A 13,339-nucleotide genomic window follows, 5' to 3' on the forward strand; every position below is an offset into this window, starting at 1 on the left:
TCATTATCCTTACAAGGGATTTGAAATCCTGCGAATAAGCGAGCATTTACTAGTAAAATGGATCTATCTGAGGGAGTTTATGGATACTTGGTACTAAGAAGTCTTTATACCGTCAAGACCCTTTATTACTGAAACTTTATACGTTCTAAACACACAAAAAGAGAAATCCGCACGAATACAAATTCCGGGAAAGAAATTTGAATCATCATCGGATTTCTCTATAACACTGTTATGAATAATTTTCCCTTGCCAATAAGTACTTTTATCTTTCACTTAATCCCATTCAACCATAATCATATCTTCACCGATTTTTTTGATGGAGTCCCAGCGGATTTTAGTTTCGGCCCCTTCTTTTTTCAAACCAAACCATTTGTAGTTAGGAATAATAAATGATTCAATTTGACCTGTATGTTCATTAATTTCCAAATCGGTTTGCCCTAGAACCCCAAGTCTTGAGCCTTGGTTAATATTCACAATTTCTTTTCCGCTTATGTCTTTATACCGCATGTACACCACCTCCGTACTATCATCTTATGCAAACGAATAGTAGTTCATGCTACATTAATCTCAACTCCCCTTAGGTGCGATTAATGCTTTGGCAGTAGACTGCTTAAATATCCGATCAATCATCATTTGAATGGAATCATGATTAACCGCATCAATTTCCTGAATCATTTCATCCATCGTTCGGTGACGATTCAATAATAATTCATTTCTTCCGTTACGACTCATCCGGCTATTGGTGCTTTCCAGACTCAAAACTAAATTCCCTTTCAATTGTTCCTTGCTATTTGTCAATTCTTTATCACTTAATCCACCTGTAACTAGTGTATCGATGGTTTGCCAAATAGTGTCCTGCAGCTGCGGCAACTGTTCTTTACCGGTGCCAGCATAAATTGTCAGTAAACCTGTATCCAAAAACGATGAATGATAAGAAAACACCGCATACGCCAGCCCTTGCTGCTCCCTGATATCTTGAAATAATCGCGAACTCATACTTCCGCCAAGTACATTATTCATAATGATTAAGCTGTACATATGTTTATCATCAATTGCCAGTCCGTCAAATCCTAAGCATAGATGCGCCTGCTCTGTATCCTTATTTCGCTCAATACTATCCGCCATAAAGGCCGGTTTCGTTATATTCTCCCGCCTATAAGTGGATTGATATGTGCCAAAATACTGATCCACCTTATTGACAAACGAATCATCCACGTTACCAGCGACAGAAACAACGACATGCTCAGGTACATATTGTTCCTCAATATAGTGTCGTAGTGTCTCCGGTTTAAATGACGCTAGATGTGCCTCAGTTCCCAGGATTGGGTAACCTAATGGATGGCTGCCATATGAAGCCCGTGCCAGTAAGTCATGGACAATATCATCTGGTGTATCCTCATACATTTTTATTTCTTCGAGTACCACTTTTTTCTCACGTTCCATTTCTTCCTCATCAAAAGCAGAGTGGAAGAACATGTCTGCTAAAATATCCAATGCCAATTCTTTATGGCTATCTAATACTTTTGCGTAAAAGCACGTATATTCCTTCGATGTAAACGCATTGACTTGTCCACCAATCGCATCAAATGCCTCCGCAATGTCTTTTGCTGATCGTGTCTTGGTTCCCTTGAAAAACATATGCTCCAAAAAATGCGAAATACCATTATTTTGCTCGTTTTCGTTGCGGGACCCCGTCAACACCCAAATACCGATTGTCACCGAACGGACTGCTGGAACAGTTTCCATTACTACGCGTAATCCGTTCTTACATGTATGTTTCTCAATCAAAATCTAATCCTCCTATGTTTCGGCCTGAAATCATCGTTCTTCATTTAGTAATGTATCAACCGTACCAATTTTATATCCTTTATCCTTGATAACGGTTATAAGAGAATCCAGTCCTTGTGCAGTAGCCGATGTCGGATGCATCAGAACCGTGGCACCTGGATGAACCTTCTCATTTACCCTATTTACCATAACAGAAACAGTCGGATTCTTCCAATCAATTGTGTCTACCGTCCATAATATAGTCTGCATCTTATTCTCATGGGCAACCGTCACAACCTGATCATTAAAGCTGCCACTAGGCGGTGCAAATAATGTTGGCGTTTTTCCGGTAATAGCCTTGATAATATCATTGGTTTGCTGAATTTGTTTCGTCATTTCCACTTTTGACAAATGGGCCATATCCGGATGATTATAAGCATGGTTACCAATAACATGCCCTTGTTCCGCAATCATTTTCACAAAATCACTATTTTCTTTTGCCCACTTTCCCTCAATAAAAAATGTCGCTTTCACATTATTCTCTTTCAATATGCTTAGAATGGTCGGAATATATTCCGTTCCCCAGGAAACATTGATGAGAAAGGCTGTCATTTCTTTCTCCGGATGTCCCCGATATATAGGGGCAGGAGGCAAATCCGTTAAGGTAACCTTCGGCGGTACCTCATCATAGACAAGTAATGTTTTGTCAAATGTTCCTTTTTTCTTCATTTGCTCATAAGATTTCTCCACATTCACTTTTACGCCATTCCTTCCTGGCGTTTTCTTCCAAACCCGGTCGATGACTGCATCTTGAGGAGCTTCCGAAAACTTGGTACTATTTGCTTGAATTTCTTTATACAAGGCATCCTCTTCATTGGTTACTTGCTGTACTTCATTAGAAAACGTCGTAACATCATTCGTTTCAAACGGATTATAATTATTATGAAAGGAAATTACCACGATGATGACAAAAACAACGACATGGATAAGCTTCCGATACATCCAAATCCCTCCTCAATCATCTATATGAGCGATGAGGACAAGGTATGCTCAGAAAAGTTGGAGGGATTCATGGATGGAGAAATGCCCATGCGCGACCCAAGATCGTGAACATCAACCGTGGAGCGTCAGCATCTACTTGATTTTAGGAAACATCGAACGGCCCCGCTGCTCTTTTTAATCCAGTTGCGCGTGAGGCCAACGACTACTGCCACAAGCAATGGCACTCCGAGCGCCAAACCCTTGCGCTCTACGTCCCTTTGCTTGTGGCTTCCGTCGCTAAACGGCCCCGCTGCTCTTTTTCTTCATAAAAAAAGAAACTGGTTTGCCAGCTTCTTGTTTTTATTATTTGGATTTTGCTTTTTCGCGTTCTTCTTTTAACACGGCTTTTCGGGAAAGGTTTATCCTGCCATGGTTATCGATTTCTTTTACTTTCACCATGATCTTATCACCGATTGATACCACATCTTCTACTTTGTTGGTTCGTTCTTCGGCTAATTCGGAAATATGAACTAATCCATCTTTTCCTTTGAATAATTCTACAAATGCACCAAATTTTTCAATCCGCTTAACTGTTCCTAAATACATTTGACCGACTTCCACTTCACGAACGAGATCCTCGATAATTTGTTTAGCCCGATCATTCATTTTGGCATCGGTTGAAGAAATAAACACACTGCCATCTTGCTCAATATCAATTTTGACTCCCGTTTCATCAATGATTTGATTTATTTGTTTACCGCTTGGACCAATGACATCGCGAATTTTATCTGGATTAATCTTCATTGTTAAAATTTTCGGTGCATATGCGGAAAGCTCTTGTTTTGGTTCTTTAATCGTAGCAAGCATCGAATCCAGAATTTGCATCCGGCCCTTTTTCGCCTGCGTTAATGCTTCAGCAAGAATTTCTCGTGATAATCCATCAATTTTAATATCCATTTGCAGGGCAGTAACCCCTTGTTCGGTTCCAGCAACCTTGAAGTCCATGTCACCTAAGGCATCTTCCATTCCTTGGATATCCGTTAAAATCGTGTAATCATCACCAGACTTGACAAGCCCCATCGCAATCCCGGCAACTGGCGATTTAATAGGGACCCCGGCATCCATCATCGCTAATGTGCTGGCACAAATACTGGCCTGTGAAGTGGAACCATTTGATTCCAATACTTCAGATACCAAACGAATCGTATATGGGAATACTTTTTCTGATGGGACTACTTTTTCCAAAGCCCGTTCGCCTAATGCCCCGTGACCAATTTCCCGGCGGCCTGGCCCACGAATTGGACCTGTTGCACCGACACTATATTGTGGAAAATTATAATGGTGCATAAACCGTTTCGATTCTTCCAAATCCAGTCCATCTAAAATTTGTACATCACCTAACGCTCCAAGTGTACATATACTTAAGGCCTGGGTTTGTCCGCGGGTAAACAGTCCTGATCCATGTGTTCGCGGCAACACGCCAATACGAGATGATAAAGGTCTTATCTCATCAATTTTTCGACCATCTGGACGAATCTTTTCTTTTGTTATCAAACGACGGACTTCTTCTTTCACCATTTTATCTAAAATGGATTTAACCTGCTTCAAACGTTCATCATCGTCGTCTTCCTCATATAACGCGGTAATTTCCGCTTTTGCCTGGTCAATTGCCTGTTCTCGTGCAAGTTTTTCTTGCACTTGAATAGCGGCATTTAATTTATCCTTTGCTTGCGCAGCAACTTGTTCTGCTAATGATTCATCAGCTTGGAACAGCGTTACTTCTGTTTTTTCCATCCCGCAAGCTTGCACTATTTCTTCTTGAAACTGAACCAGCCGTTTAATTTCCTCATGACCAAACATGATTGCTTCCAGCATAACCTCTTCCGGTACTTCCTCGGCACCTGCCTCCACCATATTGATCGCGTCTTTGGTGCCTGCAACCGTTAGATCAATATCGCTTTTTGCTTCTTGTTCAACGGACGGATTAATAATAAATTCACCATCAACTCGTCCAACATGAACACCAGCAATCGGTTCTTCAAATGGTATATCGGAAATGCTTAGGGCAATCGATGAACCCACCATCGCGGCAATTTCAGTGGAACAATCCTGATCAACACTCATTACTGTACTGATCACCTGCACTTCATTTCGGAAACCATCTGGAAACAGCGGGCGGATCGGCCGATCAATTAACCGCGAAGCAAGTATTGCCTTTTCACTTGGTCTGCCTTCCCGTTTAATAAATCCTCCTGGAATTTTCCCAACTGCATACAACCGTTCTTCATAATTAACCGTCAACGGAAAGAACGGTAAGTCTTTAGGCTCCTGTGATGCCGTCGCAACAGATAATACAGAAGTATCTCCGTAACGAATCATACATGCACCATTGGCCTGTTTTGCTAACTCCCCGATTTCAACGATAAAGGTTTTACCGGCAATTTCGGTGGAGAATACTTGTTTTTCTTCTGCCATTAGTAATAGTACTCCTTTCAATAAGCGTGCTGAACCGTAAAGCAAGTCAACCTTTCTTTACTGATCAACGGTCGAAAACTGCTTAGTCACCTATTTAATCGTTTTGTTACACATTCAGCACACCCTGCTACCTATCATTTTATAAATGTTTCTTTATGTCGATACATGTTGAAATTTTTAGCAAAATAACTGCAAAAAAAGCAGGATTTCTCCTGCTTTTTTCTGGCAATTATCTGCGTAAACCAAGTTTTCGGATTAGGTCACGATAACGCGTAACATCTTTGTTCCGCAAATAGTTTAGTAAATTACGGCGTTTACCAACCATTTTTAATAGACCACGACGCGAATGATGGTCTTTTTTATGAACGCGTAAATGTTCATTTAATGTTGTGATTTCCTCTGTAAGGACAGCAATTTGTACTTCTGGGGATCCGGTATCTGTATCATGCACCTTATACTCAGAAATAATTTCGTTTTTACGTTCTTTTGTGATAGCCATCCTGTTCACCTCCTATTTTATATATAACCCCTGTCCCCCAGCAATCGTCGGAGCTTCGATTTGCCAAGCGAAGGTTTTATCGTTTACAAGAATACAACTTTTCACGACAAATTGCAAGTGTTAGTTCAACTAACGGGAAAAATACCCGATATTAATCAGCGAAATAATTACGAATCACGTTCTCGTCATCAGCCATCTGGTCGATTAATGCATCCACATGATCAAACTTGACTTCTTCCCGGATATACTTCCACCATTCTACTTGTAGTTCTTCACCATACAAATCATTTTTATAATCAAAAATATTTACTTCTAATGACAAATTTGTCCTATCCTCTGTAAATGTTGGATTAAAGCCCAAGCTTGCCATTCCATCATAATAATTTTGTTTATGCCTGACTTTGACTGCATAGATACCTGCAGCCGGTAACAACGCATTCTGATTAACATGAATATTGGCGGTTGGAAAACCTAGTTCTTTTCCACGCTTCGCCCCTTGCATGACCACCCCACTTACCGTCAATGGCCGCCCTAATAATTCCCTCACTGCCTGTACATTTCCAGTTTTAAGGAGTCCCCGAATTTTTGTCGAACTGATCTTTTCGTCATCCATTTCTACTTTTGAGATTGTCGTATAGGTAAAGGCATCTCTGGTATATGCAGCAATGTTATTCATGTTTCCTTTTCCTTTAAATCCAAATGAATAATCAAAACCTGCGACCAAATGTTTAATATTAAGTCCAATAATAAAATCATCAATAAATTGTTGCGGCGAAAGAGATGACAACTCTTTATTAAACGTAATAATATAAAGGCGGTCGACATCCATCTTCGCTAAAATAGAGCGTTTTTCCTGTAACGGTGTTATGTATTGTACATGCTGCACGTCTTTCTTTAATACAACAGATGGATGCGGATGAAACGTAATCACCGCGCTCTCCATGTTTCGCTTGTTTGCTTCAGATACAGCATGGCTAATCACTTTTTGATGTCCTAAATGAATACCATCAAAAAAACCAATCGCCGCCACTGTCTGCGGAAGATCATTCACTGTTAAGGAATGGGGATACGTCAATTCAATTGTTTGCAACGTTATTCACCTACACTTTTTTATTCCTGCTTTTTATTTATCGTAACACATTTACATTTAAGAAAAGACACGGACCGGCTTCATTTGTTGATCATTTTCGGGATGTATTTGATAAATGGCTAAAACTTCCCCCTGATGCATTAACACAAAAGGATCCGATTTTGGCTGTTTATCTGGCTTTGCCAGCTTTTGTCCAAACAATACCCGCTTTTTCATATCATCATCCACTATTATACTATCTAGGTGGGTCAATCCTCTAGTAATAGGCAATAATAATTTTTCAGCGTTCCCTTTTTCCGCTTCTAGGGCAATCGTATCCAATGTAATCGCATCATCCTGATCGATCGCTCCTGTTGCTGTTCGTGTCAGATCAGACATATGTGCTGGGTAGCCCAACGCTTTACCGATATCAACACATAATGTTCGAATATACGTTCCCTTGGAGCAGATAACTTTGATTCGAAATGACGTATCACTGGTAAACCCTAAGAATGTCAGTTCATCAATAATGATTGTCCGCTGTGGACGGTCCACGGCTTCATTTGCGCGTGCATATTCATACAATTTCTTACCGTTCACCTTAACCGCAGAATACATTGGCGGAATTTGCGTGACTTCACCAGTAAACGATGCTAGGACTCTCTCTATTTCTTCTTGTGCCGGGCGTTTATCAACCGTCTGCTGCTCCACCACGTCACCTGTAGCATCCTCTGTTTCAGTTGCCGCTCCTAGGGAAACTTCTGCAAGATATGTTTTATTCGTATCCGTTAAGAAAGGAACGATTTTGGTCGCTTGTCCAATACAAATAGGCAGTACTCCCTCTGCAGCTGGATCTAGTGTACCAGTATGACCTACTTTTTTGGTATGTAACAGCTTTCTTATTTTTACAACACAATCATGTGAGGTTAGTCCTTTAGGCTTCCATAGTGGTATTATCCCATTCATATCAGCCACCCCCAATTCCTGTTTACTCAAAGGAAAAATCTGACCCATCAACATTTCCTGAGTCAGATTTTCCACCCCATTTACCCCACTCTTACGGGCAGTAAGACTCTCATCTCAACATGTTCCGATAAAATGATAAATACGTGAGAGTTAACTGCTTGACAAAGGTTTGGCGACAGTGAGGTCACAAAGACATTGCAACTCGAACGCCCTTAGAATTTAGCCTTATTATTATTCCCTATTTCAGCGGGGAAAGGTACCCGACTGAATGGAGTTTCATTTTATTTCTTATTCAAATCACGTAAAATGGTTTCAATCCGATTCCCTTGTTCTAGTGTTTCATCAAATTCAAACCCAATCTCCGGCGTTTTTCGCAAACGTATCCGCTGTCCAAGCTCAGAGCGAATAAATCCCTTTGCCTTAGCAAGACCAACCAGCGTATCATGTTTTTGCTGGTCGTCACCAAGAACAGAAATGAATATTTTTGCCTGTTGTAAGTCTCCGGTTACTTCAACATCGGTAACTGTTACAAAACCAACACGCGGGTCTTTTATCTTGCGGTTAAGAATATCGCCGAGTTCCTTTTTCATTTGTTCAGCAACGCGGTTTGCACGTAAATCACTCATTAACATCACCTCATAATCACTAACAACTATCGATGTTCTGTATTTGTAATAGTTCGCTCCAGTTCCTCAAAACGATCGATCACCTTTAACGCAGCCTGAATGACCTGCTCCGCATGGGTAGACTGATTGGAAATGGTCACAATGCCCAGTTTCGTACGCTGCCACAGATCATGATGGTCCAGTTCTGTTACAGCAACGTTCAACTCATGTTGCAGTCTTTTGATCAATCGTTTCAACACCGATCGTTTCTGCTTCAGTGAATGGCCTTCATACAGCATACACTCAACCTCTGCATAGACGATCATTTGCGTTCTATTTCCTCCATCACAAATGCCTCGATTGTATCGCCCTCTTTAATATCGTTAAAGTTAGCAATAGTTATTCCACATTCGTATCCTTGGGCAACTTCCTTAACATCGTCCTTAAAGCGTTTGAGGGTATCGATTTCCCCTTCAAACTGGACAATACCTTCCCGAATCAGGCGCACACCAGCATCACGAGTGATTTTTCCATCTGTTACATATGAACCGGCAATGGTTCCAATGCGCGATACTTTAAATGTCTCTCGAACTTCTGCCTGCCCAATAACTTTCTCTTCATATTCAGGATCAAGCATACCTTTCATGGCAGCTTCGATTTCTTCAATGACTTTATAAATAACTCGATGCAAGCGTACGTCCACTTTTTCTGATTCAGCTGCTTTTTTAGCATTTGCATCTGGGCGGACATTAAACCCAATAACAATCGCATTCGAAGCGGACGCTAAAATAATATCCGATTCTGTGATGGCACCGACACCTGTATGAATAATCTTAATTTTAACGCCTTCTACTTCAATCTTACGTAACGAGGATGCCATTGCCTCGGCTGAACCTTGAACATCTGCCTTGACGATGATATTAATTTCTTTCATTTCGCCTTGTTTAATTTTTTCGAACAAGTCATCAAGGCTTACTTTTGTCTGCTCGGACCGGTTTTCCTGAATAAACTTTTGCTGACGTGCTTCTCCAATATGGCGGGCTTTTTTCTCATCGGCAAATACTAAGAATTGATCACCTGCTTGTGGGACATCGTTCAGACCTGTGATTTCCACCGGTGTTGATGGGCCTGCTTCTTTGACCCGTTTCCCAATATCATTTACCATAGCCCGTACCCGTCCAAACGTATTACCGACTACAACGGAATCACTTACATGCAATGTTCCATTTTGGACAAGCAATGTTGCGACCGAGCCTCTTCCCTTATCAAGCTGAGCATCAATAACTGTACCAAACGCACTTGATTTTGGATTTGCTTTAAGCTCTTCTACCTCCGAAATGAGCAAAATCATTTCCAGAAGATCATCGATGCCTTCTTGTTTCTTGGCAGAAAGCTGAACAAAAATTGTCTCGCCACCCCAGTCCTCAGGGATTAATTCGTATTCCGTTAATTCCTGCATCACCCGATCAGGATTGGCACCTTCTTTATCGATTTTGTTAACGGCAACGATGATTGGTACCTCTGCAGCTTTTGCATGGTTGATTGCCTCGACGGTTTGTGGCATCACGCCATCATCAGCAGCAACTACCAAAATCGCGATATCCGTAACCTGGGCCCCCCTTGAACGCATACTTGTAAATGCAGCGTGACCTGGTGTATCAAGGAACGTAATTTTCTTGCCTTTATTCTCAACCTGATAAGCTCCAATATGCTGCGTAATTCCCCCTGCTTCACCTGCAGTTACCTTGGTATGGCGAATCGAATCGAGTAATGTGGTTTTCCCATGATCAACATGACCCATGATCGTCACTACTGCTGGACGCTCAATCAGATCTTTCTTATCGTCTTCTTCCCGATATTTATCAAAATCGGTATCTTCTAAAATGATTTCTTTCTCTACCGCCACATTAAATTCATCACAAATCAACTCTACCGCTTCATCATCTAGATCTTGGTTTTTGGTTGCCATAACACCAAGGAACATTAGCTTTTTAATTACTTCGGAAGACTCTTTATTCAGTTTTTCCGCTAATTCACTTACCGTTAGTGTTCCGCTGTATTTAATTTCTTTCGGAGTTTCCTTTACAACAGGCTGTTTGGGACTTTGCACAGGCTTGTGGTTACGCTTTTGATTTTTGCCCTTTTGTTGTTTCATTTGCTGTTGATTATTCTTTTTCGGCCTTGATTGCGCAGAATTTTGTTGTACATTTCCGCCTTTATATCGCTGATTTCCAGCCGGCTTTTTTTTCACATCCTTGGTTTGATTAGATGAATGACTTGATTGTTTTTTGGGTTGTCCATTTGGCTTAGGATTCTTATTTTTTAAATTCTTTTGACCTGGTGCTGCTTTCTTCTGAAATTGTGCATCCAGTTTCGAAATCACATCATCTGAAATGGTTGACATATGGTTGGAAACTTCTACATTTAGTTTTTTTAAATGTTCAATTACATCTTTACTTGTTATATTATTTTTCTTGGCATATTCATATACACGCATTTTTGTCATACGTTCACCCCCGAATTTATTTACCCGAGCAGCGATTTAATCTTAGCGGCAAATCCTGCATCTAAAATAGCAACTGCTACTCTCTGTGTCTTTCCAATCGCATGTGACAGAGTATGTCGATCATCAACGATTCGAAAAGGAATATTGTACGTTTTACATTTATCTGTTATCTTTTTCCTTGTTTGTGGACCTATATCACTTGCCAGAAGAATCAGTTTAGCGCGCCCTTGCTGAATATCCTTGACGATTGTTTCTTCACCTAAAGAACATTTCCGTGCCCGGTATGCTAAGCCGATCATATTCAGATAATTACTCTTCTGCATTATACGTTACCATCAACGATCTTTCTTAGTTCTTCATAGATTTCCGGTCCAACTTCACCATTAAACTGGCGGCTTAGCGCATTTGTTTTTTCTGCCTGGTCGATGACACTTCTATCTCGTGACAAATAGGCACCCCGTCCGTTTTTCTTACCAGTTTCATCCACAAAAACCTCGCCCTCTTTTGTTCGGACAATCCGAATTAATTCCTTTTTAGGGCGCATTTCATTTGTTACAATACATTTCCGCTGTGGAATTTTTCTTTTTTGTGCCATCAGATTGCCTCCTTATTCAAACAAATCGTCAACATTGTCGGAATAGGTATCATCTTCTTCATCCGCAATTGTGAAATGATCATCAACTATTAATCCTTCTTCTATTGCTTGGGTTTCACTTTTAATGTCAATTTTCCAACCGGTCAATTTGGCGGCTAATCTCGCATTTTGCCCGCGTTTTCCAATCGCTAATGATAGCTGATAATCCGGTACGATTACGGTTGTTGCCTTATCATCCTCATCAACAAGTACATCAACTACTTTAGACGGACTTAAGGCGTTGGAAACATAGACTTTAGGATCTTCTGACCATTCCACGATATCAATTTTTTCGCCTTTTAGCTCATTAACAATTGCTTGAACACGTTGTCCTTTTTGTCCCACACACGAGCCAACCGGATCAATTTCAGGATCCTCTGCATAGACCGAGATTTTGGAACGATCCCCAGCTTCACGAGAAACCGACTTAATCTCTACCGTACCGTCATAAATTTCCGGTACTTCCATTTCAAATAAGCGCTTCAACAGCCCTGGATGGGACCGTGATACATAAATTTGCGGTCCTTTACTGGTATTTTCAACCTTTGTTACATATACTTTTAACCGATCGTGAATTTGATAATCATCAGCAGCCATTTGCTCCTGTTCGGACAACTTCGCTTCAATTTTGCCAAGGTTGACATAGATAAAGCGAGGATCCATCCGCTGAATGATCCCTGTCATGACATCCTCTTCCCGATCTGCATATTCGCTGAAAATAACGCCCCGTTCAGCTTCACGAATTCGTTGCGTCACCACTTGCTTTGCAGCCTGGGCCGCGATTCGACCAAAATCCTTTGGAGTTACTTCTACTTCAATAACATCCTCGGGCTCATAATTTTGGTTGATCGCTTTTGCTTCTTCCAACGAGATCTCCTGCTGGGAATCTTCTACTTCGTCAACAACTGTTTTTCTGGCAAACACACGCATTGTACCTGCATCTTCATCAAGGTCAACTCGGACATTTGTTGCAGATTTGAAGTTTTTCTTATAGGCAGAAATCAATGCCGCTTCCAAAGCTTCCAACAATATGCCTTTATCGATACCTTTTTCTTTTTCTAAATAATCAATCGCGTCAAACAACTGACTTTTCACGTCTTCTCCCCCTTTTATAGCGTTACAGCAAGTCTTGCCTTCGCTATTTTATTGTACGGTATTTCCACTTGCTTTTTTTGGGTTTTGATCTTATACTCAATCGTTGCAATGTTGTCGGCAAACGCTGTTAACAACCCTTGATATTCTTTTTCACCGTCAATTGGTTCGTAAAGCTTCACATAAACATTATTGTTCACATATTTCAGGAAATCTTTCTCGGTTTTCAACGGCCGTTCCGCACCAGGCGAGGATACCTCAAGGAAATAAGGCGCTTTAATAGGATCAAGTTTATCCAGTTCCTCGCTTAATTGTTCGGACACACGCCCACATTCCATAATATCGACGCCGCCTTCCTTATCGATATACACACGTAAAAACCAGTTTTTACCTTCTTTTACATATTCAATGTCAACTAATTCAAGGTTATTTTCTTGTAAAATCGGCTGAAGTAACTCTTCAGTTGTTTTTATTACCTGTGAACTCAAAGCTCATATCCTCCTTCATGGCGTCCTCCAGTTACCTTATTATTAGCATTCATCTTCATTTCATTTAAAATTGCCGTTTGATTACGTAAAACGACGAGTAGCACGTATCCAACGAACAGCTTCAACCATTAAACGATTCTACCTGGCATCTGTACCACCGCACCTAATGGACTTCCTTTTACAAACGAGTGCTTTTTGCACTTCTCAATATAAAACCCCTGCCGGATGATGTGGCAAGGGAGAGGTTTGACGTAAAA

14 protein-coding genes are annotated in these 13,339 nt (G+C 40.8%); all 14 read right to left on the reverse strand.

Annotation, left to right across the window (positions count from 1 at the left end):
• Positions 1-273 precede the first annotated feature (273 nt).
• Positions 274-507 carry a YlmC/YmxH family sporulation protein gene (locus WMZ97_RS01990; protein WP_343270385.1) on the reverse strand — a complete coding sequence of 78 codons (234 nt, stop codon included), beginning with the start codon at positions 505-507 and terminating at the stop codon, positions 274-276.
• Positions 508-567: 60 nt separating this feature from the next.
• Complete coding sequence (locus WMZ97_RS01995; RefSeq protein ID WP_343270386.1) at positions 568-1,788, reverse strand: M16 family metallopeptidase; 1,221 nt, start codon at positions 1,786-1,788, stop codon at positions 568-570.
• Positions 1,789-1,818: 30 nt separating this feature from the next.
• On the reverse strand, positions 1,819-2,769 hold the full coding sequence (locus tag WMZ97_RS02000) for a polysaccharide deacetylase family protein (RefSeq protein WP_343270387.1): 951 nt from the start codon (positions 2,767-2,769) through the stop codon (positions 1,819-1,821).
• Positions 2,770-3,111: 342 nt separating this feature from the next.
• Positions 3,112-5,223, reverse strand: coding sequence for a polyribonucleotide nucleotidyltransferase (pnp, locus tag WMZ97_RS02005; protein ID WP_343270388.1), 2,112 nt, complete (start codon positions 5,221-5,223; stop codon positions 3,112-3,114).
• Between the two features lie 229 nt (positions 5,224-5,452).
• Positions 5,453-5,722: a 30S ribosomal protein S15 gene (rpsO, locus tag WMZ97_RS02010; protein WP_343270389.1), complete on the reverse strand. Its 270-nt coding sequence runs from the start codon at positions 5,720-5,722 to the stop codon at positions 5,453-5,455.
• Positions 5,723-5,873: 151 nt separating this feature from the next.
• Positions 5,874-6,812 carry a bifunctional riboflavin kinase/FAD synthetase gene (locus tag WMZ97_RS02015; RefSeq protein WP_343270390.1) on the reverse strand — a complete coding sequence of 313 codons (939 nt, stop codon included), beginning with the start codon at positions 6,810-6,812 and terminating at the stop codon, positions 5,874-5,876.
• A gap of 57 nt (positions 6,813-6,869) precedes the next feature.
• Positions 6,870-7,757 (reverse strand): tRNA pseudouridine(55) synthase TruB, encoded by an 888-nt coding sequence (gene truB, locus WMZ97_RS02020; RefSeq protein ID WP_343270391.1) that lies wholly within the window; start codon positions 7,755-7,757, stop codon positions 6,870-6,872.
• A gap of 281 nt (positions 7,758-8,038) precedes the next feature.
• Positions 8,039-8,383 (reverse strand): 30S ribosome-binding factor RbfA, encoded by a 345-nt coding sequence (gene rbfA / locus WMZ97_RS02025; protein WP_343270392.1) that lies wholly within the window; start codon positions 8,381-8,383, stop codon positions 8,039-8,041.
• A gap of 26 nt (positions 8,384-8,409) precedes the next feature.
• Complete coding sequence (locus WMZ97_RS02030; protein ID WP_343270393.1) at positions 8,410-8,688, reverse strand: DUF503 domain-containing protein; 279 nt, start codon at positions 8,686-8,688, stop codon at positions 8,410-8,412.
• Positions 8,685-10,868, reverse strand: coding sequence for a translation initiation factor IF-2 (infB, locus tag WMZ97_RS02035; RefSeq protein WP_343270394.1), 2,184 nt, complete (start codon positions 10,866-10,868; stop codon positions 8,685-8,687). The genes WMZ97_RS02030 and infB overlap by 4 nt, the downstream gene beginning before the upstream one ends.
• Positions 10,869-10,888: 20 nt before the next feature.
• On the reverse strand, positions 10,889-11,191 hold the full coding sequence (locus WMZ97_RS02040; protein WP_343270395.1) for a YlxQ family RNA-binding protein: 303 nt from the start codon (positions 11,189-11,191) through the stop codon (positions 10,889-10,891).
• Positions 11,191-11,463 carry an RNase P modulator RnpM gene (gene rnpM / locus WMZ97_RS02045; RefSeq protein WP_343270396.1) on the reverse strand — a complete coding sequence of 91 codons (273 nt, stop codon included), beginning with the start codon at positions 11,461-11,463 and terminating at the stop codon, positions 11,191-11,193. Before rnpM ends, WMZ97_RS02040 begins: the two co-directional genes overlap by 1 nt.
• A 12-nt stretch (positions 11,464-11,475) precedes the next feature.
• Complete coding sequence (gene nusA, locus WMZ97_RS02050; RefSeq protein ID WP_343270397.1) at positions 11,476-12,597, reverse strand: transcription termination factor NusA; 1,122 nt, start codon at positions 12,595-12,597, stop codon at positions 11,476-11,478.
• A 14-nt stretch (positions 12,598-12,611) separates the two neighbouring features.
• Positions 12,612-13,082 (reverse strand): ribosome maturation factor RimP, encoded by a 471-nt coding sequence (gene rimP / locus WMZ97_RS02055; RefSeq protein WP_343270398.1) that lies wholly within the window; start codon positions 13,080-13,082, stop codon positions 12,612-12,614.
• Between the last annotated feature and the right edge of the window lie 257 nt (positions 13,083-13,339).

Source organism: Lentibacillus songyuanensis (assembly GCF_039548255.1).
Taxonomy (GTDB): domain Bacteria; phylum Bacillota; class Bacilli; order Bacillales; family Amphibacillaceae; genus Lentibacillus_C; species Lentibacillus_C songyuanensis.